The 22,005-nt window shown below is 73.7% G+C and carries 15 protein-coding genes and 1 pseudogene; 14 read left to right on the top strand and 2 right to left on the bottom strand.

What is annotated here, in order from left to right:
- Nucleotides 1-279: 279 nt before the first annotated feature.
- The 10 genes from ABT158_RS49905 (at nt 280) to ABT158_RS49860 (ending at nt 16,536) form a co-directional block, all read left to right on the top strand.
- The gene (locus tag ABT158_RS49905; protein WP_352366330.1) at nt 280-3,051 is read left to right on the top strand and encodes a helix-turn-helix transcriptional regulator; all 2,772 of its coding nucleotides are present in this window, start codon (nt 280-282) and stop codon (nt 3,049-3,051) included.
- A gap of 159 nt (nt 3,052-3,210) precedes the next feature.
- Nucleotides 3,211-3,399 (top strand): acyl-CoA carboxylase epsilon subunit, encoded by a 189-nt coding sequence (locus tag ABT158_RS49900; RefSeq protein ID WP_352366329.1) that lies wholly within the window; start codon nt 3,211-3,213, stop codon nt 3,397-3,399.
- Between the two features lie 35 nt (nt 3,400-3,434).
- On the top strand, nt 3,435-4,427 hold the full coding sequence (locus tag ABT158_RS49895; RefSeq protein WP_352366327.1) for a DUF1702 family protein: 993 nt from the start codon (nt 3,435-3,437) through the stop codon (nt 4,425-4,427).
- Nucleotides 4,428-4,570: 143 nt separating this feature from the next.
- On the top strand, nt 4,571-5,548 hold the full coding sequence (locus tag ABT158_RS49890; RefSeq protein WP_352366325.1) for a DUF1702 family protein: 978 nt from the start codon (nt 4,571-4,573) through the stop codon (nt 5,546-5,548).
- Complete coding sequence (locus ABT158_RS49885) at nt 5,545-7,491, top strand: CRTAC1 family protein (RefSeq protein WP_352366323.1); 1,947 nt, start codon at nt 5,545-5,547, stop codon at nt 7,489-7,491. Before ABT158_RS49890 ends, ABT158_RS49885 begins: the two co-directional genes overlap by 4 nt.
- Before the next feature lie 4 nt (nt 7,492-7,495).
- Nucleotides 7,496-8,467, top strand: coding sequence for an enediyne biosynthesis protein (locus ABT158_RS49880; RefSeq protein WP_352366321.1), 972 nt, complete (start codon nt 7,496-7,498; stop codon nt 8,465-8,467).
- Entirely contained in the window at nt 8,464-14,175 is a 5,712-nt protein-coding gene (locus ABT158_RS49875) for a type I polyketide synthase (protein WP_352366319.1), read from the top strand. Before ABT158_RS49880 ends, ABT158_RS49875 begins: the two co-directional genes overlap by 4 nt.
- 3 nt (nt 14,176-14,178) lie before the next feature.
- A complete protein-coding gene (locus ABT158_RS49870) occupies nt 14,179-14,607 on the top strand; it encodes an acyl-CoA thioesterase (protein WP_352329445.1) in 429 nt (142 codons plus the stop codon).
- 22 nt (nt 14,608-14,629) lie between these two features.
- Entirely contained in the window at nt 14,630-15,169 is a 540-nt protein-coding gene (locus tag ABT158_RS49865) for a flavin reductase family protein (RefSeq protein ID WP_352329447.1), read from the top strand.
- Complete coding sequence (locus ABT158_RS49860; RefSeq protein ID WP_352366317.1) at nt 15,166-16,536, top strand: cytochrome P450; 1,371 nt, start codon at nt 15,166-15,168, stop codon at nt 16,534-16,536. The genes ABT158_RS49865 and ABT158_RS49860 overlap by 4 nt, the downstream gene beginning before the upstream one ends.
- A gap of 69 nt (nt 16,537-16,605) precedes the next feature.
- On the opposite strand, the gene ABT158_RS49855 is transcribed toward ABT158_RS49860, so the two are convergent.
- Nucleotides 16,606-17,361, bottom strand: a complete 756-nt coding sequence (locus tag ABT158_RS49855; protein ID WP_352366315.1) for a helix-turn-helix domain-containing protein — start codon at nt 17,359-17,361, stop codon at nt 16,606-16,608.
- A 219-nt stretch (nt 17,362-17,580) separates the two neighbouring features.
- A complete protein-coding gene (locus ABT158_RS49850) occupies nt 17,581-18,432 on the bottom strand; it encodes a metallophosphoesterase family protein (protein ID WP_352366313.1) in 852 nt (283 codons plus the stop codon).
- Nucleotides 18,433-18,641: 209 nt separating this feature from the next.
- On the opposite strand from ABT158_RS49850, the gene ABT158_RS49845 reads away from it, so the two are divergent.
- The 4 genes and pseudogenes from ABT158_RS49845 to ABT158_RS49830 form a co-directional block, all read left to right on the top strand.
- Nucleotides 18,642-19,169: a sigma-70 family RNA polymerase sigma factor gene (locus tag ABT158_RS49845; protein ID WP_352366311.1), complete on the top strand. Its 528-nt coding sequence runs from the start codon at nt 18,642-18,644 to the stop codon at nt 19,167-19,169.
- Between the two features lie 14 nt (nt 19,170-19,183).
- Complete coding sequence (locus ABT158_RS49840) at nt 19,184-19,744, top strand: DUF5987 family protein (RefSeq protein ID WP_352366309.1); 561 nt, start codon at nt 19,184-19,186, stop codon at nt 19,742-19,744.
- Nucleotides 19,741-21,393 (top strand): GMC family oxidoreductase N-terminal domain-containing protein, encoded by a 1,653-nt coding sequence (locus ABT158_RS49835; RefSeq protein ID WP_352366307.1) that lies wholly within the window; start codon nt 19,741-19,743, stop codon nt 21,391-21,393. The genes ABT158_RS49840 and ABT158_RS49835 overlap by 4 nt, the downstream gene beginning before the upstream one ends.
- A 10-nt stretch (nt 21,394-21,403) precedes the next feature.
- Nucleotides 21,404-22,005 (top strand): annotated as a pseudogene (locus ABT158_RS49830) (carboxymuconolactone decarboxylase family protein); the annotation flags it as partial.

The following is a 22,005-nucleotide window of genomic DNA, read 5'->3' as shown; positions in this document are numbered from 1 at the left end:
CCCGACGCCGCCGAGCGCATCGGCTGCGTCGGGCACCTGGTCCCACAGCTCCAGCACCCGCGAGAGCATCCTGAGCTGCTCGTCGTAGGCGGTGGACTTGCGGCCCGCGCCCGCCGCGCGCACCCGCCCGCCACCGCACCCGCCGCCGCCCCTGAGCTGCCCCTTCCCGAGCCCGGACGCCGGCGCGCGGCCAGGAACCGGCGGCTGATGGCGGGACGATAGAGATCGAATATCACCCCGGCCTAGCGTGAGCCCAACACGACATGTGGGGAGACGGCCATGACTCTCATCGAACGGCAGGAGGAGATGTCCTGCCTGGAGTCGCTCGTCGCCAACGCCATCCTCGGCCGTGGACGGGTCGCGCTGGTCAGCGGGCCCGCCGGGACGGGCAAGAGCGCGCTGCTGCGCGCGTTGTCCGAACAGGCCATAGAGCTGGGCGCGCTCGCGGTGACGGCGACAGGATCGCGCATGGAGCAGGACCTGCAGCTGGGCCTGCTCCGCCAGCTCATCCAGGACGCCCCCTTGGTCGAGGAGGAGCGCGAGCGCTCGGAGAAACTGCTGGCGGAGGGCGTGCGGACCGCGACCGCGGCGCACGCCGACGCCGAGCGGCTGCTCGACCCGCAGGTCGTGCACGCCCTCGTCACGGTGCTGCTCGACCTGTCCGAACGCTGCCCGCTGGTGGTCGTCGTGGACGACGTGCATCACGCCGACCGCACCTCCCTGCTCTGCCTGGCCTACCTGGCGCGGCGGGTGCGCAACGCGCGGATCGTGGCGGTGTTCGCGCTCAACGACCGGCAGGGCACGGACGGTCCGCTGGAGACCGACCTGCTGCGCCTGCCGCACTGCCTGCGCCTGCAGCTCGCCCCGCTCTCCCGCAGGGGCGTGGCCGCGCTGGTCGCGGGCCAGGTGGGGCTCAGCGCGACCGAGCGGTTCGCCGACGAGTGGCACACGATCAGCGGCGGCAACCCGCTGCTGGCCGGCGAGCTGGCCGCCGACTACCGACAGCACCTGCGGGCCGTGGAGGAGCCGCCGCGCGAGCTGGTCGTCGGCGACCGGTTCGTCCGGGCGGTCGAGACGTGCCTGCGGCGCAGCCACCCGCGTACCGTCCGGGTGGCGCAGGGCCTGGCCGTCCTCGGCGAGGCCGACGGGCTGGCCGAGATGCTCGAACTGCCCGCCGTGGACGTCAGCAGGGAGCTGCTCACGATCGGCGCGACCGGCCTGCTGCGCGGCGGCGGCTACCGGCACGAGGCGGTGCGCTCGGCGGTGCTGGCCGGCATGGACCTGTCCGAGCGCAAGGAGCTGTACCGCCGCGCCGCCGAGCTGGCCTACACGCGCGGCGTGCGGCCCGGCGTGGTCGCCGACCGCCTGCTCCAGGCCGCCCGGGTCGAGGCGCCGTGGGTGGTGCCGACGCTGGAGGAGGCCGCGCTGGCCGCGCTGCGCAAGGGCGAGGTGGAGTCGGCGGTGGCCTACCTGAAGCTGGCCTGGCGCGAGTGCACCGACGAGCTCCAGCGCTCCAAGCTGATGACCATGCTCGTCCGCGCGGAGTGGCGGATCAACCCGGCCACCCCCGCCGGGCACCTGGACCAGCTCACCGAGGCGCTGCAGAAGGGCAGCCTGCACGGCAGCGACGCCGTCGTGCTGGCCCGCGCGCTGCTGTGGCACGGCCGCTTCGAGGACGCCCGCGATGTGCTGGAGCAGCTCAACCAGGAGGCGTCGGCGTCCGACCACGCGACGCTGGCCGAGCTGGTCGTGGCGCAGCTCTGGCTGCGGGTGACCTGCCCGCCGCTGGCCGCGTACGTGGCCAACCCGCCGCGCGAGCACATCCTGGCCGGGATGGTGTCGGTCGCCGTCAACCGGCGGCTGGAGTCCACGCTGGCCCTGGCCGAGGTGCTCACGCACGGCCCGCGCGAGCACAACCTCGACGCCGTCGAGCGCATCCTGGAGGGCGAGCGGCTGGACGAGATGTCCCTCGACGTCGTGGAGAACTCGCTGCTGGCCCTCACCTACGCCGGGCGCTGCGAGCGCGCGGCGCCGCTGTGCGACCTGTTCGGCGACGAGGCGGCGGCAAGGCAGGCGCCGAGCCGCCGGGCCCGGCTGGCGGCCATCCGGGCCGAGATCGCGATCCGCCAGGGCGACATGCCCGCGGCCGAGCGGCACGCCCGCATCGCGCTGGACACGATCCCGATGAGCAGCTGGGGCGTGGCCATCGGCGGCCCGCTGGCCAGCCTGGTCATCGCGCTGACCGCGATGGGCCGGCACGAGGCCGTGCGCGACCCGCTGGACCGGCCGGTCGCCGAGGCCATGTTCCAGACCCGCTACGGCCTGCACTACCTGTACGCCCGCGGCCGCTACAACCTGGCCGGCGAGTCGTTCGTGGCCGCGCTGCACGACTTCCTGCGCTGCGGCGAGCTGGTGACGGCCTGGGGCCTGAACAACCCGGCGCTGATCCCCTGGCAGGCCGACGCGGCCGAGGCGTGCCTGCGGATGGGCCAGACCGAGGAGGCCAGGGAGCTGATCAAGGCCCACCTGGACGGCTGCGGCCCCGGCGCCTACCGGGGACGCGGCATCGGGATGCGGCTCAAGGCGGCCGTCTCCGAGCCGGCCCGCCGTCCGGCGCTGCTGCGCCAGGCGGTGGAGTACCTCCAGCTCGCCGGCGACCGGTACGAGCTGGCCAGGGCGCTGTTCGACCTGGTGGAGGCGTACGAGGCGCTGGGCGAGTTCCGGCGGGCCCGGTCGGTGGCCGGACGCGCGCAGGCGGCGGCCCTGGAGTGCGGGGCCGAGCCGATGATCGGCGCGCTCAGCCGGGCGGCGGACGCGGACGGCGCGCCGTCCCCCCTGCCGGGCGACCTGATCGGCGTGCTGAGCGTCGGCGAGCGCCGGGTCGCCGCGCTGGCGGCGGCCGGTTACAGCAACCGCGAGATCGCGGCCAAGCTCTACATCACGATCAGCACCGTCGAGCAGCACCTGACCCGCACCTACCGCAAGCTGAACATCCGCCGCCGGGCCGACCTCCCGCTCGTGGTGGAGTTCGACGACACCGCCCAATCCTGACCGCCCGATCCTGACCGCCCAGCCCTGACCCCGGGCCCGCCCGGTCCGGTGAGCCGTCCGCCGCCGGACCGGGTTCACCCGTGCTCACCTGTGCTCCCGGTGGGCACCGGGCATGCAGGAAGTTGCGGCCGCGCGGGCCCGCGGGCGAGCGTCGAAGGCATGGAACTCACCGTGGTGCGGGGGCAGGCGACCCCCGAAGAACTCGAAGCGGTCGTCGCGGCGGTCTTCCGCCGCCTGGCCGAGGCGGCCGAGCGCGAGGCGTCGGCGTGGTCGGACCCGTCCGTGTTGGTGCGCAGCCCGCTGCCCGGCGGTGGCGGCGACTGGCGGCTGGCGGCCTGGGCGAGCTGACCCGGGTCTTCACGGTACTGGAGGAGGAGCACACCATGTCGTCTCTGCTCGGTTCGCTGCGCCGGCTCGTGCTGGCGCCATCCCTGGCCGACGTGACCTTCGGCGCACGCGGCTTCCCCGTCGTCCCCTCGGCGCTCACCGGCCGCCTGGAGGCCATCCCGCAGGCCGTCGTGTGCGGCTTCGAGTGGGGCATCGACGTCCGCGACCAGTGGGAGATCGAGCGCCGGCTGTCCCTGGTGGACGTCGAGCAGCGCGGCTTCGCCTACGAGGGCGCGACGATGGCCTTCACCGTGCTGGACGCCATGGGCGGCGGGCGCGGGCGGCGTACCCGGGACCTGCTCATGGGCCCGGGGCAGCCGCACATCTTCCTGGCCTACATCGGCATCGGCTTCGCCATGGCCCGGCTGCCGCGGGTGTTGTGGAAGAAGGTGCTGCCCGACCTGGACGGCACCCCGTACCACCCGGTGATGAGCTGGCTGGCCGTGGACGGGTACGGCTTCGACCTGGCCTACTTCCACACCCGCCGGTACGTGGACGGGCAGCAGGTGCCGGCCCCCTACCCCTGGCAGGGAAACGCGGCCTACTTCCCGCGCGCCGTGGACCAGGGCGTCGGCCGGGCGTTGTGGTTCATCCACGGCGGCAGGCCGGGCGACGTGGCCGCGGCGGTGCGCGCGTTCGCCGCGGGGCGGCAGGCGGACCTGTGGAGCGGGGTCGGGCTGGCGGCCACGTTCGCCGGGTGCGCGGCGGGCGCGGCGGCGGTGCTGCGCGAGGAGGCCGGGGAGCACCGGGGCGAGCTGGCCCAGGGCTCGGTGTTCGCGACCAAGGCCCGGCACTACTCGGGGTTCGTCCCGGAGCATTCGGCGGCCACGGGCGCGGTGCTGACCGGGCTCGACGTGGCCGGCGCGGTCGCGCTGGCCGACGAGAGCGAAGTCGCCGCGGGCACGTCGGAACGCGTCCCGGATTACGAGCTGTGGCGCGGCAGGGTGCGTGCGCATTTCGCGGCCGAGGCCGAGCTCCCGGCTCGCTGAGCGTTTCCCGGAATAAGCACGTCATTCGCTTTCGCACGCCCAAAAATGAGCCTCCGAGCTGAGCAAACCCGAAGTTGTCCGGCCACCGGGCGGCATGTGTCAATGAAATTGGATTGTTCGGGCTATAAGCGGCGGAGGCTCAATTGGCAAGCGCATTGCGGTCACTGAGACGCAGAATTCTGGTGCCGGACGTCGGCGAGACGAAAGTCGAAACGCGCGGCTTCTGGGTGAAGAACGCGGCGTCCACTGAATTACTGGAGACGGTCGGCGAGTACTTTCTCGCCGGTTACGCCCACGCCGTGGAGTCACGCACCGTCGCCGAGGCCGAGGACCGGCTCGAAGAGGTGCCCGCCCGCTTCCGCGGCTTCGCCTACGAGGGCGCGGGCATGGGCTTCGCCATCCTGGACTGCATGACCTTCGGCGACCTGCGCCGGGTCAACGCCTGCCTCCAGGGACGCGGGCAGCACCACAACTACATGATCTACGTGGGGATCGGCTGGGCCATGGCCCGGCTCCCCCGCTTCCTGTGGCCCAAGCCCCGGCTGCTGGACCCGCTGCTGCTGTGGCTGGTCCACGACGGGTACGGCTTCCACCAGGCCTACTTCCACACCGACCGGTACGTGCACCAGCAGGTGCGCGAACCCCGCTTCTCCTGGCCGGCCGGCCAGGAGGACTACGCGGCCCACGCCCTCGACCAGGGCATCGGCCGCGCACTGTGGTTCGTCGCCGGCACCAGCGCAGAGCGGGCGGTCACGCTGCTCGAACGGTTCCCCGAGTCCCGCCACGCCGACCTCTACGCCGGCATCGGCCTGGCCGCCACCTACGCGGGCGGCGCCGACGACGCCGAGCTGCGGTGGCTGCGCGAGCGCGCCGGGGAGCACCGGGGGCCGCTGGCCCAGGGCAGCGTGTTCGCCGCCGAGGCCAGGATCCGCGCCGGGCTGCTCTTCCCGCACACCGAGTCGGCCGTGGGCGTTCTCTGCGGCACCACGGCGGAGCAGGCGGCCGAGGTGAGCCGCGTGACCCGCCCCACCGCGACAGCACAGGACTCGCCGCCCGCCTATGAGGGGTGGCGCCGGCGCATCGCCGAGACGTTCGTCTTCCATGGAGGTGTTCCCTCGTGAGCTCGGTAGCCGCGTGGTTGCGCAAGCAGGCGGCCGGAGTCGCCGCACTCGCGCTGATGATCGCCGTCTTCGCGATCGGCCACCCGACCTTCGCCTCCGACGCGACCAAGGCCGAGATGGCCGGCGCGTACGGCTTCAAGTCCCTGGCGATCGCGATGCCGGGCGGCGGCCCGGCCAAGACCGTCCGCAAGGTGAACCAGGCCTACAAGCACATCGACGCCTGGATCTCCTCGGTGGGGGCCGCGATCGCGCTGAACGACCTCGACGGCAACGGCAGGGACGACGACCTGGTGATCGTGGACCCGCGTACCGACCAGGTGGTCGTCACCCCGGCGCCGGTCGAGGGCGGCGGCGAGCGGTACCGGCCGTTCGCGCTGTCGCTCGGCTCGCTGCCGGTCACCGACGCGATGGCGCCCATGGGCGCGGTGCCCGCCGACTACAACGACGACGGCCGGACGGACCTGCTGGTCTACTGGTGGGGCCGCACGCCCACGCTGCACCTGCAGCGGCCGACCGCGGCCCGGTTCGACGCCGCCGCCTTCGACGCGGCCGAGCTGGTGCCCAACGCGGGCGGCGCGAAGTACACCGGCGAGGTGTGGAACAGCAACGTCGCGACCGTCGCCGACTTCGACGGTGACGGCAAGCAGGACATCTTCGTCGGCAACTACTTCCCCGACGGCAGCCCGGTCCTCGACAGCCGCGTGGACGGCGGCGTGCAGATGAACCACTCGCTGTCCAAGGCCGTCAACGGCGGCCGGGACTACTTCTTCCGCGGCACCGGCAACGGCGGCTTCACCCGCCTGGACGGCGTGCTGCCGCCGGACGTCTCCACCGGCTGGGAGCTCGGCGCGACCAGCGCCGACCTGGACGGCGACGGCCTGCCCGAGCTGCTGCTGAACAACGACTTCGGGCCCGACCACCTGCTCTACAACACCTCCTCGCCCGGCACGATCAAGTTCTCCCCCACCGTCGGGACGCACGAGATCGGCGTGCCGAAGTCGAAGGTGCTCGGCGAGGACTCCTTCAAGGGCATGGGCTCGGACGCCGGCGACCTCAACCACGACGGCGTCCTGGACTTCTTCGTCAGCAACATCACCACCCCGTACGGCATCCAGGAGAGCAACTTCACGTTCCTGTCCACCGTCAAGACCCAGGCCGAGCTGCGCGAGAAGCTGCGGCAGGGCGAGGCGCCGTGGAAGGACCTCAGCGCCGAGCTGCGCACCGCCTGGTCCGGCTGGGGCTGGGACCCGAAGATCGAGGACTTCGACAACGACGGCGAGAACGAGATCGTCCAGGCGACCGGGTTCGTCAAGGGCGACGTCAACCGCTGGCCGCCGCTGCAGGAGCTGGCCGCCGCCAACGACGGCGTGACCAGCAACCCCAAGTCGTGGCCGAACGTCACCGAGGGCGGCGACATCGCCGGCGCGCAGACGCTGGCCTTCTTCGCCAAGGGCCCCGACGGCCGCTACGCCAACCTGTCGGAGCAGCTCGGCCTGGCCGTGCCCGTGCCGACGCGCGGCATCGCGACCGGGGACGTCAACGGCGACGGCCTGATCGACTTCGCGGTGGCCCGCCAGTGGGAGGCCCCCGCCTTCTACCTCAACACCAGCCGGTCGGCCGGCTCGTTCCTCGGGCTGCGCCTGCTGCACGACACCCCCTCCGCGGCCGGCCCGCTGCCCGCCGCCGGATCGCCGGTGATCGGCGCGACGGTGACCGCCACCACGCCCGACGGCCGCACCTTCATGGGCCGCGTGGACGGCGGCAGCGGCCACTCCGGCAAGCGCGCGCACGCGGTGCACATCGGCCTCGGCGCGAACGTCACCGGCCCCGTGCGGGTCAAGCTGAGCTGGCGCGACCGCGCCGGGCAGCGGCACCAGCAGGAGCTCACGCTCACCCCCGGCTGGCACACCCTCCAGCTCGGCTCGCAAGCGAAGGAGAAGTGACGGCATGGCCGACAAGACGATCACCCCGCCACGTCACGATCCCAAAGTGATCACGGCGCTGCGCCGGTTCGCGATCTCGATCACCATCTTCAACATCCTCGGCTACACCGTGCTGGGGTTCGAGCAGCCGTGGTCGTGGCCGTTCGTGGCGCTGGCCACCGGCTACACCGTGGAGATCATCCTTGAGGTGATCGGCGCCCGCCAGGAGGGCCGCGCGCCGCGCTTCCTCGGCAACGGGCCGCGCGGGCTGATGGAGTTCCTCTACCCCGCGCACATCACCTCCATCGCGCTCAACATGCTGATCTACGTCAACGACCAGGTGCTGGTCATGATGTTCGGCGTGACCGTCGCCGTGGGCGCCAAGTGGGTGCTCAAGGCGCCGGTGCGCGGGCGGATGCGGCACTTCATGAACCCGTCCAACTTCGGCATCGCGATCATCCTGCTGCTGCTGCCGTGGGCCAGCATCGCGCCGCCGTACCACTTCACGGAGAACGTCGACAACCCGATCGACTGGATCATCCCGGGGATCATCATCATCGGCGGGACCATGATCAACGGGAAGCTGACCGGCCGCATGTGGCTGATCGGCGGATGGGTGAGCGTCTTCGCCCTCCAGGCCGTGGTGCGCGGGCTGATCATCGACGACATCTCCATGCTCGGCGGGTTGTCGATGATGACCGGGGTGGCGTTCATCCTGTTCACCAACTACATGATCACCGACCCGGGCACGAGCCCGTCCAGACCGCTGTCCCAGGTCGCCTTCGGCGGCGGCGTGGCCGTGGTGTACGGCCTGCTCATGGGGATGAACATCCCGTACGGGATCTTCTTCGCCACGGCGGCGGTCTGCCTGATCCGCGGCGGCTTCCTGTGGGCGCTGCACATCGTGAACAAGGCGCGCGAGCTCGACGCCGCCAGGGTCAGCGCAGCCGCCGCCCAGGCGCTGCAGCACGCGCGGGAAGAGGTCGCGAAGGCATGACGAGGATCGCGATCGTCGGCATGGCCTGCCGGTACCCGGACGCCGCCTCTCCCCGGGAGCTGTGGGAGAACGCGGTGGCCGGCCGCCGGGCCTTCCGCCGGCTCCCGGACGAGCGCATGCGGCTGGAGGACTACTGGGACCCCGATCCCGCAGCGCCGGACCGCTTCTACGCCAAGACCGCCGCGGTCATCGAGGGCTACGCCTTCGACCGGGTGGCACACAAGATCGCCGGCAGCACGTACCGGTCGACCGACCTGGCCCACTGGCTGGCCCTGGACATGGCCGGCCGGGCCCTGGCCGACGCCGGGTTCGCCGGCGGCGAGGGGCTGCCGCGCGAGCGCACCGGGGTCGTCGTGGGCAACACGCTCACCGGCGAGTTCACCCGCGCGAACGTGCTGCGGCTGCGCTGGCCGTACGTGCGGCGCACCCTGGCCGCGGCCCTGAAGGAGCAGGGCTGGGACGACGAGCGCCTGGCCGCGTTCCTGGCCGACTACGAGGTGGCCTACAAGAGCCCCTTCCCGCCGGTGGACGAGGACACGCTGGCCGGCGGGCTGTCCAACACGATCGCCGGGCGCATCTGCAACCACTTCGACCTCAACGGCGGCGGCTACACCGTGGACGGCGCCTGCTCCTCGTCCCTGCTGTCGGTGGTGACGGCCGGCAAGGCGCTGGCCGACCACGACGTGGACGTGGCCGTCGCGGGCGGCGTGGACCTGTCCATCGACCCGTTCGAGGTGATCGGGTTCGCCAAGACCGGCGCGCTGGCCAAGAGCGACTTCCGCCTCTACGACCGGCACTCCAACGGCTTCTGGCCCGGCGAGGGCTGCGGCATCGTCGTGCTGATGCGCGAGGAGGACGCGCTGGCCGCCGGGCGGCGGATCTACGCCACGATCGCCGGCTGGGGCGTCTCCTCCGACGGCAAGGGCGGGATCACCCGTCCGGAGGTGAGCGGCTACCTGCTGGCGATGCGCCGCGCGTACGACAAGGCCGGGTTCGGCCCCGAGACCGTCGAGCTGTTCGAGGGCCACGGGACGGGCACGGCGCTCGGCGACGCGACCGAGCTCACGGCCCTGTCGCGGGCCAGGGCCACGGCCGCGCGGCCGGCCGCGGTCGGCTCGATCAAGGGCATGATCGGCCACACCAAGGCGGCGGCGGGCGTGGCGGGCCTGATCAAGGCGGCCATGGCCGTGCACGAGCAGGTGCTGCCGCCGACCATCGGGTGCGTCGACCCGCACCAGGTGCTCACCGACGAGGGCGCCACGCTGCGGGTGCTGCGCACGGCCGAGCCGTGGCCGCAGGGCGCGCCGCTGCGCGCGGCGGTGACCGCCATGGGCTTCGGCGGCATCAACACGCACGTGGTGCTGGAGAACACCGGCCCGCGGCGGCGGGTGTCCAGCCGCGTCAAGGCGCTGGCCGCCGCGTCCCAGGACGCGGAGCTGTTCCTGCTGGACGGCGGCACCTGGGACGAGCTGCGCGGCCTGGTGTCGGAGCTGCTCGACTTCGTGCCCAAGGTGTCCTACGGCCAGCTCGCCGACCTGGCCGCCACGCTGCGCGGGCGGCTGCGCGGCCTGCCGTTCCGGGCCGCCGTCGTGGTCTCCTCGCCCGATGACGCCGTACGGCAGCTCACCCGCGTGCTGACGGCGCTGGAGTCCGGCGAGAACGCGCTGTCCACCCCCGACGGCAAGGCGTTCCTCGGCCGCGCGGCGGCCCGGCCGCGGATCGGCTTCCTGTTCCCCGGGCAGGGCTCGGGCCGCGGGACCGACGGCGGCGCGCTGGCCAGGCGCTTCGCCGACGTCGCCGAGGTGTACGCCACGGCGGCGCTGCCCGCCGACGGCGACATGGCGGCCACCGAGGTCGCCCAGCCGCGCATCGTCACCGGCTCGATGGCGGGCCTGCGCGCGCTGTCGCTGCTCGGCATCGAGGCGGACGCGGCCGTCGGGCACAGCCTGGGCGAGCTGTCGGCCCTGCACTGGGCGGGCGCGATGGACGAGGACGCGCTGCTGCGCGTGGCGACCAAGCGCGGCCGGGCGATGCGGGAGCGCAGCGAGCCGGGCACGATGGCCGGCGTGCGGGCCGCGCCGGAGACCGTGCTGGAGCTGGTGGGCGACCTGCCGGTGGTGATCGCCGGGTACAACGGGCCGCTCCAGACCGTCGTCGCCGGGCCGGTGGCGGCGGTGGAGGAGGCCGGCCGCCGGGCCGAGCGCGCCGGGCTCACCTGGACCAGGCTGAACGTCTCGCACGCCTTCCACTCGCCGCTGGTCGCCCCGGCGGCCGAGGCGCTGGCCGGCTACCTGGCCGAGGAGCGGTTCGGGCCGGTCGCCCGGCGGGTCGTCTCCACCGTCACCGGGGAGGACCTGGCCGCCGGGACCGACGTCCCGGCGCTGCTGCACCGGCAGATCACCGCGCCCGTGCTGTTCGCCCAGGCGCTGGCCGCCGTGGCCGCGGACGCGGACCTGCTGGTCGAGGTGGGCCCCGGCCGGGTGCTCAGCAGGCTGGCGGCCGAGCTGACCGACGTGCCGGCCGTCGCGCTGGACACCGACGGCGAGTCGCTGGCCGGGCTGCTCGGCGTGGCCGGCGCCGCGCACGTGGCGGGCGTGCCCGTCGCCTGCGAGGAGCTGTTCCACGGGCGGCTGGTCAAGCCGCTGGAGATCGGCGCGGCGTTCTCGTTCTTCGCCAGCCCGGCCGAGCAGGCGCCGCAGGTGCGCGTCAAGGCCGCCGCCCCGCAGCCGGCGGAGCGGGCGGCCGAGCCGGACGGCGGGACGGGCGGCGGGACGGCGGCCAAGCCGGGCGAGTCCACGGTCGAGCTGCTGCGGCGGCTGGCCGCCGAACGCGCCGAGCTGCCGCTGGAGATGGTGACCGAGGACAGCAAGCCGCTGGACGAGCTGCACCTCAGCTCGGTCACCGTCATGCACATCATCGACCAGGCCACCCAGCACCTGGGCGTGCCCGCGGGCATGGCGCCGGCCAACGTCGCCACCGCGACGCTCCAGGAGCTGGGCGAGGCCCTGGACCGGCTGGCCGCGCAGCCGCGCGCGCAGTCGGCCCGGGGCGTGGCGGGCGCGGCGCCGTGGGTGCGCCCGTTCGCCGTGGACCTGGACGAGCAGCCGCTGCCCCGGCGGACGGCCGAGGAGCGCGCGGGGTCGTGGCAGGTGTTCGCGCCCGCCGGTGCGCCCCTGGCGGGGCCGCTGCGCGAGGCACTCGAAGGGGAGAAGATCGGTTCCGGTGTCCTGGTGTGCCTACCCGCGCGGTGCGCGGCCGACGACCTGGAGCAGGCGCTGCTCGGCGCCAAGGCGGCGCTGGCCGGCGGGCCGGGCACCCGGTTCGTCCTGGTCCAGCACGGCCGGGGCGCGGCGGGCCTGGCCAAGACGTTCCACCTGGAGAGCGGCCTGCCCACCACGGTCGTGCACCTGCCGCAGGACGCGCCGCAGGCCGCCGCCCGGGTAGCGGCGGAGGCGGCGGCCACGACGGCCTTCTGCGAGGTGCACTACGACGCCGCCGGCGTGCGGCGGGTGCCGACGCTGCGGGCGCTGCCGTACCGGCAGGAGCGGGCGGAGGAGCCGCTGACCGGCTCCGACGTGCTCCTGGTGACCGGCGGCGGCAAGGGCATCACGGCCGAGTGCGCCATGGCCATGGCAGGCGGGGCGAAGGTGGCCGTGCTCGGCCGCTCCGACCCCGCCCAGGACGAGGAGCTGGCCGCGAACCTGCGGCGCATGGCCGCGACCGGGCTCACCGTCCACTACGCCAGGGCCGACGTCACCGACGCCGCCCAGGTGCGGGCGGCCGTGGCCGCGGCCGAGCAGGCGCTCGGGCCGGTGACCGCCGTCCTGCACGGCGCCGGGCGCAACGAGCCCGAGGGCATCGCCGGGCTGGACATGGACGCCTTCCGCCGCACGTTCGCCCCCAAGGTGGACGGCCTGCGCAACGTGCTGGCGGCGGTCGAGCCCGGACGGCTGCGGCTGCTGGTGACGTTCGGCAGCATCATCGGCCGGGCCGGCCTGCACGGCGAGGGCCACTACGCGACCGCCAACGAGTGGCTGGCCGACCTGACCCGCGAGGCGGGCGAGCGGCACCCTGGCTGCCGGGCGATCTGCATGGAGTGGTCGGTCTGGTCCGAGGTCGGCATGGGCGAGCGGCTGTCGGTCGTGGACCGGCTGGTCGAGCAGGGCATCACGCCGATCCCGGTGGACCGGGGCGTGGAGATCATGCGCCGCCTGGTGAGCGACCCCGACGCGCCCGGCGTCGTGGTGATCAGCGGGCGCACCGAGGGCATCCACACCGTGCGCCGGGAGGAGCCGGAGCTGCCGCTGCTGCGCTTCGTCGGCGCGCCGCTGGTCCGCTACCACGGCGTGGAGCTGGTCAGCGAGGTCGAGGTGAACGCCGGGACCGACCTGTACCTGGCCGATCACCTGCTGGACGGCAACCTGCTGTTCCCGGCGGTGTTCGGGCTGGAGGCCATGGCTCAGGTGGCGTACGCGGCCACCGGCCGTCCCGGGGCGCCCGTCGTGGAGCAGGCGGAGTTCGTCCGGCCGATCATCGTGCCGCCCGACGGGAGCACCACGCTCCGGGTGGCGGCGACGGTCACCGGGCACGACACGGTCGCGGTCGCCATCCGCAGCCAGGAGACCGGCTTCGACGTCGACCACTTCACGGCCGTGCTGCGCCTGGACGCCGGCGCCCCGCCCGCCGGCCCGCCCGAGCAGTCCGGCGACGAGCTGCCGCCGGTCGCGCTGGACCCCGACACCCAGCTCTACGGCGAGGTGCTCTTCCAGGGCAGGCGTTTCCAGCGGCTGCGCCGCTACCACCGGGCCGCGGCCCGCGAGGTGGACGCCGACCTGCAGGTGGCGCAGGAGTGCGACTGGTTCGCCGGGTTCCTCCCGCCGGACCTGCTCCTGGGCGACCCCGGCATGCGGGACGCGCTGATGCACGGCAACCAGGTGTGCGTGCCCGACGCCACCCTGCTGCCGACCGGCATCGAACGCGTGCACCCGGCCGGGGCCGCGCTGTCCGGCGCGGACGAGGTGCGCTACTGCGCCTCCGAGCGGTCCAGGGACGGCGACGCCTACGTCTACGACGTCGCGGTCCGGACGAAGGACGGCGAGGTCGTCGAACGCTGGGAGGGGCTGCGGTTGCAGGCCGTGCGGAAGAAGGGCGGGGCAGGTCCGTGGGCGGCGCCGCTGCTCGGCCCGTACCTGGAGCGCACGCTGGAGGACCTGACGGGCGCGCGGGTCGCGGTCGTCGTGGAGCCGGGCGAGGACACCGGCGACCTGGCCGTGGCCCGGCTCGGCACGGCAGAGGGTGTAGGGACGGTGTCGGCCCATGTTCCGGGACTGACGGTGTGCGTGGCCGCCCCAGGGCCGCTGTCCTGCGCCGTCGAGCCCGTCACCCCCGCCGGGCCCGGCGACCCGGGCGACCGGGACGACCGGGGCGACGGGCGGGACGCGCTCGCCGGCGAGATCGCCGCGGCCTCCGGGGAGGACGCGGACACCGCCCGCGCCCGCGCCCGCGCCGCGCTCGCCTGCCTGCGCACCACGGGAACGGAAGGGGGAACGGCATCGGGCACGGACGCGCCGCTCGCGGTCACCCGGGCCGGTGCCGACGGATGGGTGGTCCTGACCGGCGGCGGCGCGGCCGTGGCCACGCTCGCCACCCGGGTGCACGGCCTGCCCGCCCCCGTCGTCGTCGCGATCCGCACCGAAGGGCGGTCCTAGCCCATGGGCACCTACTACGAGTACCTGCACACGGTCGGCTTCGAGGAGACCAACCTCGTCGGCAACGTCTACTACGTCAACTACCTGCGCTGGCAGGGACGCTGCCGGGAGATGTTCCTCATGGAACGGGCCCGGGACGTGCTCGCCGACCTGCAGGACGACCTCAAGCTGTTCACCCTCAAGGTCGACTGCGAGTTCTTCGCGGAGATCACGGCCTTCGACCAGCTGTCCATCCGGATGCGCCTGATCGAGCTGGCGCAGACGCAGATCGAGTTCGGCTTCGACTACGTCCGGGTCACCCCGGGCGCGCCCGAGGTCCTCGTCGCCCGCGGCAGGCAGCGAGTGGCCTGCATGCGGGGGCCGAACACCAAGACCGCGCCGGCGAGGGTCCCCGAGCCCCTGGTCAGGGCGCTCGAACCGTACCTGGCCTAGAACCCGGACCCAGGAGGTCACCGTGCAACTCCACTCATCGGCCCCGGCGCCGCAGGTCGCGGACGCCAAGGCGCTGCGCGACGCGTTCGGGGCGTTCGCCACCGGCGTCACCGTGATCACCACGGGCGGCGAGGTCCCGCACGCCATGACGGCCAACTCCTTCACCTCGGTCTCGCTCGACCCGCCGCTGCTGCTGGTGTGCGTCGGCAAGGGCGCCGTGATGCACCAGTGCATCACCGCGGCCACGTCGTTCGGGGTGTCGGTGCTGGCCGGGCACCAGGAGGCCGAGGCGCGGCACTTCGCCGACCGCTACCGGCCGCTCGGCCTGGCCCAGTTCGCCGACGTCGAGGTGACACCGGGCGAGGTCACCGGGGTGCCGCTCATCGCGGGCGCGGCGGCCCGCTTCGAGTGCCGGGTCTGGCGCGCCTACGACGGCGGCGATCACACGATCTTCGTCGGCGAGGTGCTGTCCCTGAGCCGGCGGGACGACTGCGACGGCCTGCTGGTCTACCGGGGCCGTTTCGGCGAGACCTCCCCCGCCCTTCAGGGGGTGTCGGCGTGACCACACTGGGCACCCGCCCGGTGGCGCTGGGCGGCCGCGTGCCGCCCGGCCCGCCGCCCTGGGCGGCGCCCGTCCTGTACCGGCGGCTGGTCGGCGACCGGCTCGCGCTGCTGTCGAAGGCGACCGCCCGGTACGGCGACGCGGTGCGCATGACGATCGGCCCCAAGAGCATCTACCTGTTCAACCATCCCGACCACGCCAAGCACGTCCTGGCCGACAACAGCGGCAACTACCGCAAGGGCATCGGCCTGGCCGAGGCCCGGCGGGTGATCGGCGACGGGCTGCTGACCAGCGACGGCGAGCGGTGGCGGCAGCAGCGCAGGACGATCCAGCCGCTGTTCCAGAACAAGCGGCTGGCCCAGCAGGACACCGTGCTGGCCGAGGAGGCCGGCCGCCTGGTCGAGCGGCTGCGGGCCCGGATGGGCGGCGGGCCCGTGGACGTGGCCGGGGAGATGACCGGCCTGGCGCTGGGGGTGCTCGGCCGCACCCTGCTCGACGCCGACCTCGGCGCGCACGGCTCGGTCGGGCACGCCTTCGAGGGCGTCCAGGACCAGGCCATGTTCGAGATGGTGACGCTGGCCATGGTGCCGTTGTGGCTGCCGCTGCCGCTGCACCTGCGGTTCCGCCGGTCCCGGCGGGAGTTGTACCGGGTCGTGGACCTGCTGGTGGCCGAGCGGCTGGCGAACCCGGCCGGCGGCGGCGACCTGCTGTCCCTGCTGATCGAGTCCACCGGGCTGCGGAAGGACCCGCGGGCCGCCCGGCAGCGCCTGCGCGAGGAGCTGGTCACGGTGCTGCTGGCCGGGCACGAGACCACCGCCAGCACCCTGTCGTGGGCCTTCCACCTGCTGGACCGGCATCCGGAGGTGCGCGAGCGAGTGCGGGCGGAGGCCGTCTCGGTGCTGGGCGACCGGCCGCCGGTGTACGAGGACCTGCGCAAGCTGACCTACACGGCGGCGGTGCTGGAGGAGGTCATGCGGCTGTACCCGCCGGTGTGGGCGCTGACCCGGGTGGCGCGGGAGGACGACGAGGTGGGCGGGTACCGGGTCCCGGCGGGGGCGGACGTGCTCATCAGCCCGTACACGCTGCACCGGCATCCGGCGTACTGGCGAGAGCCGGACGCGTTCCGGCCCGAGCGGTTCGAGCCGGGCGCGCCCGCCGACCGGCCGCGGTACGCCTACATCCCCTTCGGCGCGGGCCCGCGTTTCTGCGTGGGCAACCACCTGGGGATGATGGAGGCCACGTTCGTGCTGGCGATGGTCACCCGGGAGCTGCGGCTGACCGGGCTGCCCGGCCGGCGGGCGGTCCCGGAGGCCATGTTGTCGCTGCGGGTGCGCGGCGGGCTGCCGATGACGGTGAGCCCGGCCTAGAGACCGCAGGTCACGGAAGGGCCCGCGGACGTCGTCCGCGGGCCCTTCCGCACGTGCCGCCCCTTCCTGTCAGGTGTGGGTGTCGGTCCAGGCCAGCAGGTCGCGCAGGGCGAGCAGGACGGGCGGGTCGAGCGCGTTCATGGGACGCAGCCGCAGGTCGGCGCGCTCGCTGCCGCCGCCGCCCACCTCGATCGGCCCGATCCGCGCGATGCACGTCGCGGCGTCACCCTGGGGCGGGTGGTGCACGGCGTCCTCGCGGGACTCGGCCACGGACTGGGCGATCAGGTACCAACTGCCCTTGGGCACGTTCTCCAGCACGTACGGGCCGGGCCGGTCGATCAGGGTGAAGCTCGCCGGTCTGCCCTCCAGGATCTGGCCGGGGAACACGCCGGCGAACACCGGCCGGTCGGCCAGCGGCGAGGTCACGACGCCGTGCAGCGTCGCCGCCGGGCCGCCGAACGCGCGCTCGCCGCCGGCCAGGTCCGCCGCCGTGACGCTGAGGAACTGCCGGTACCTGCTCGGCGACAGGCCCACGCTGTGGGTGAAGCGCGAGCTGAAGGTGCCCACGCTGGAGTAGCCGACCTGGTGGCTGATGTGCGTGATGCTGAGCGAGGTGGACACGAGCAGGCGTTTGGCCTCGCGCAGCCGCACCGCGGACAGGAACCGTCCAGGGGACAGCCCGGTCACGCGCTGGAAGACGCGCGAGAAGTGGAACTTGCTGAACATCGCGGTCCGCGCCATGTCGTCAATGGTGAGCTGCTCGCCGTGGTTCTCCTGCATGCTCTCGATGACCCGCAGGACCGCTCGTTCGATGACGTCGTCCATATGGTCTCCCGGAACCCGGAAGCCTTCGGGCGCGCGTCCCCCGTCGATTCTCCGGCCGGAGAATTCCCGGGAGGCGCGACGATTCCTTGGCGCTCCGGATGCATTGCCTTGCGGTTGCCACCTGGTACACGCTCTCGGGCGCGCAGTACGCTGCATGACAAATCGCCCTTTTTTGGGAAATCTTCGGAAATCTCGGCAATTTATCTGAGAATGCGATTTTTATCGGGCCCATTCGCGGCGGGGGGCCGGCAGCAGCTGCCTGAGCACCCGGCCGTCGCGGTGGTGCGGCCGCCGCTCGTGCGGGTAGCCGAGCGAGACCTCCTCGAAGCGCACCCCGTCGTGCCAGCTCGTGCCCGGGATGTGCAGGTGGCCGTGGACGACCGCGGCGGCGCGGAAGCGCAGGTGCCAGTCGGCCGTCTGCTCGGTGCCGCACCACTGCGCCAGCGCCTGGTGCCGCAGCACGCGGGTGGGGGCGCGCAGCAGCGGGAAGTGGTTGACCAGGACCGTGGGCAGGGCCGGGTCGAGCGCCTCCAGCCGCAGCTCGCTCTCGCGCACCCGGGCCCGGCACCACGCCTGCCTGCTGGGATAGGGCTCGGGATGCAGCAGGAACTCGTCCCTGCACACCACCCCCTGTTCGCGGGCCAGGCCGAGCGCCTGCTCGCGGGTGGTGCCGGGCGGGCGGAAGCTGTAGTCGTACAGCAGGAACAGCGGGACGACGGCCACCGGGCCGCCCTCCCCCGTCCAGACCGCGTACGGATCCTCGGGGGTGAGCACGCCGAGACGCCGGCAGATCTGCACCAGGCGCCGGTAGCGCTCCTCGCCGCGCAGGCCGGGGTCGCCGGGCGTGGTCCACAGCTCGTGGTTGCCCGGCGCCCACACCACCTTGGCGAAGCGCTCGCCGAGCAGGCCGAGCGTGCGCTCGAAGTCGTCCAGCCGCTCGGCGACGTCCCCGGCCACCAGCAGCCAGTCGTCCGCGGTGCGCGGGCGCAGCTCCTCGACGGCCGCCCAGTTCTCGGGAAATCCGACATGGAGGTCGCTGATCGCCAGTAATGCCGCACCGGAGGCGCTCACGCCGCGAGCGTATGCGCGCGAGAACGACCGGGAAGCGCACGGAGAGAAAAACAGGGGTCCCATAGGGGCGAATAGGGGGTGGCGGCGGCGCCTTTGTGGATAAGGGCGCGAAGGCGTCCGCTAGGGGTTGTTGCGGCGCACCGCGCATTCAATTCTGAGCATGCCGAAGAAAGCGGAAATTGCACGGCCGTGTTCCGGGGGTGAGGGTGATGGCCGAGGTACGGGGGCAGGAATTCGCTGATTTCGCGCGGGAGGCCAGGCCCATGCTGCGCCGGGTGGCCTTCCGGCTCTCCGACGACTGGCACGAGGCCGACGACCTCGTCCAGCGCACTCTGCTGGCGCTGCACCGGCACTGGGACGGCCTCGACCGGCGCGACCGCGCCGAGGCGTACGCGCGGCAGATCATGCGGCGGCTGCTCATCAGCGACCGCAGGTCGCTGCGCTGGTCGCGGGAGGTGCTCAGCGGCGCGCCGCCCGACGCGGCCGCGGCGCTGGACCCCTACGACCTGGTGGGCGAGCGCATCGTGCTGATGGGCGCGCTGGCCAGGCTCGGGCCGCGGCAGCGGGCGACGATCTTCTTCCGGTTCTGGGAGGGGCGCAGCGCCGAGGACACGGCCCGGGTCATGGGCAACGAGTCCTCCACGGTCCGCAGCCAGACCGTCAGGGCGCTGAGCACCCTGCGGGCCGCGCTGGCGCGCACCGACCCCGCCGACCGTACCGACCGAAAGCCGACCTGAACGAGGGAGTACCCATGGGTCCACTGCTCTACGAGACGAGGGTGGAGACGCTGGAGGCGCTCGCGGACACCATCGTGCCCGGCCCCAAGCGCGGTCCGGACGACCGGGCGGTGGCGGGCATGAGCCCGACGGGCGGCGCGGTCGCGGCCGGCGCCGTCGAGCTGCTGGAATGGGACGCCACCGGCGTCACCGAGAGCCTGGACGACTACGCCCGCTCGCTGAACGAGCACGCCCGCGCCCACGCCGACCAGCACGGCATCGTGCTGGAGGAGGGCGTCCCGGCGTTCGTGGCCCTGCCGTTCGAGGAGCGCGGCGCGCTGGTGCGCACGCTGACCGCGCCCGGCCACCCGGAGAAGGCGCTGTGGGTGCTGCTGGTGCTGTTCTGCTACATGTCCTACGACTCCGCCGCCCACCTGCACACCGCCGACGCCATCAGGGCCGGGCATCCCGGCCTGACCGCCATGGGCATCGCCCCGCCGGACGCGGACGGCCTGTGGCGCTTCCCCGCCTACTCCTACGGCCGTCCCCTCGCCGACCTCCACCCGGACACGACAGCTTCAGGGAGTCCCGCATGAACGGCGTCGAACGCACCGACGTGCTGGTGATCGGCAGCGGCTTCGGCGGCGCGATCCCCGCCTACCACCTGGCCGCCGGCGGCGCCGACGTGGTCATGCTGGAGCGCGGCCCGTGGCTGGAGTCGGCCGACTACGAGCACGACTTCAAGCTGGGCTCGTCCTACACCCGCATCTTCGACTTCACCGTCGGCGACGGCATGAGCGTGCTGGGCGGCAACTGCGTGGGCGGCGGCAGCGTGGTCTACTTCGCGGCCATGCCGCGCGCGCCGCGCTTCGTCTTCGAGCGCCGCGGCAGCATCAACCGCCGCATGTGGCCGGCCGCGATCAGCCGCGACACCCTCGACCCCTGGTACGACCGGGTCGCCGAGTCGATCTCCATCACCCAGCAGGGCTGGGAGGACGTCTCCTACTCCGGCGGCCTGTGGGCGGCGGCCTGCCGGCACGCGGGCCGCACCGCCAACCCCGTGCCCGCGGCCGTGGACACCGGGGCCTGCGTCAACTGCAACTGGATGATGGCCGGCTGCCGGTTCGACGCCAAGCAGTCGCTGCTGGTCAACTACCTGCCGGCGGCGCTCGCCCACGGCGCCCGGATCAGGCCGCTGCACGAGGTGCAGAGCATCGAGCGCACGCCCGAGGGCTCCTACCGGGTGCACTACAAGATCGTCCATGGCGAGGACTACCGCCTGACCGAGGGCGAGGGCACGATCGAGGCCAAGGTGGTGGTCCTCGCCGCGGGCGCCGCCGCCACGCCGGTCATCCTGCAGCGCAGCGAGGCCGCGCTCGGCGCGATGCCGCACGCCGTGGGCCGCTACTTCTCCGGCAACGGCGAGCGGCTCAACACCGCCGTGCTGAACGAGGAGCGCGTGCGCGAGGTGCTGGGCCTGGAGCGCGGCGACGGCCTGGCGTACGCGGCCAACCAGATCGGCAAGGGCCCGACGGTGGCCAACTGGGACCGGCTGGACGGCTCGCTGCCCGAGTACACCCGCTACTCGCTGGAGCAGCTCTACTTCCCGCCCGGCCTGGGCACCATCCTCGCGCTGGCCGGTGGCCCCGACCCGACGTGGTTCGGGCTGCGCAAGAAGGAGATGCTGGAACGCTGGCGGTCCTGGCTGATCATCTTCCAGATGATCGAGGACGACAACGAGGGCGTCTTCGGGCCGCCGCCCGCGCGCGGCAACGCCGACCGGGTGTCCCAGCAGATGCTGGGCGTCGGCCGGCTGTCGTACAAGCCGACCGCGAACACCTCGGCCGCCTGGGCGATGGCCGACGCCGAGTGCAAGGAGATCCTGGAGCGCGACGGGCTGGCCACGGTGACGCCGTGGACGAACGACCTGGTCGGCGCGTACACGGTGCATCCGCTGGCCTCGTGCCGGATCGGCGACGACCCGTACACCTCGGCGCTGGACGACGGGCACGAGCTGCGCGGGCACCCGGGGATCTTCGTCACGGACGGCTCGGCCGTGCCGGGCGCGCTGACCGTCAACCCGGCGATGACCATCTCCGCGCTGGCCGAGCGGGCCGTGCCGGGCATCGTCAGGGCCGCGCGGGAGCGGGGTGTGCAGGTCTCCTACGGCGCGCCCGCCCCGGACGGCTCCACCAGCGGCCGCCGGGCCACCGCGTCGCTGGCCGCCGCCGCGCTGCGCGGTTAGGGCGCCGGCGATGGGACGGCTGCTCAGCCGGATGACGGCGCCCGGCGCGCTCGCCCAGGTGCGGCACGTCCGCCCGGTGCGGCCGGGCGCCGCCCGCGGCCTGGTGGCCCGGGTGTACGAGCAGGTCGAGCGGGACTTCGGCATGCTCGCGCCGCCGGTGGCCCTGCACTCCCCCGCGCCGCGCGCCCTGGCCGCGTGCTGGCTGGTCCTGCGCGAGTCGCTGCTGGCCGCCGGGGCGGCCGGACGGGTGGCCGGGGAGCTGGTGGCGAGGGAGGTCTCGGCCGGGAACGCCTGCCCGTACTGCGTGGACGTGCACGGCGCGACCCTGCGCGCGCTGACCCCGGCCGATCCCGGGCTGCCGCCGCTGGCCGCCTGGGCCAGGGCGAGCGCCGCCCCCGGGGCCGGCGGCCCGCCGGTGACGGGGGCGGCGGCCGTGGAGCTCGTGGCGGTCGCGGTGACCTTCCAGTACCTCAACCGCATGGTCAACGTGTTCCTCGGCGACTCGCCGCTGCCGCCGGAGCTGCCGGGCGCGGCCCGCGGGCCCGCGCTGCGGGTGTTCGGCGCGCTCATGCGGCCCGCCGCGCGGCGGCCCGCGACCCCCCGCGGCACCCT

The organism is Nonomuraea sp. NPDC001636 (genome assembly GCF_040298265.1).
Classification (GTDB): Bacteria; Actinomycetota; Actinomycetes; order Streptosporangiales; family Streptosporangiaceae; genus Nonomuraea.
Note: the sequence above shows the minus strand (reverse complement) of the source record. Positions and strands in the feature narration are given on the sequence as shown.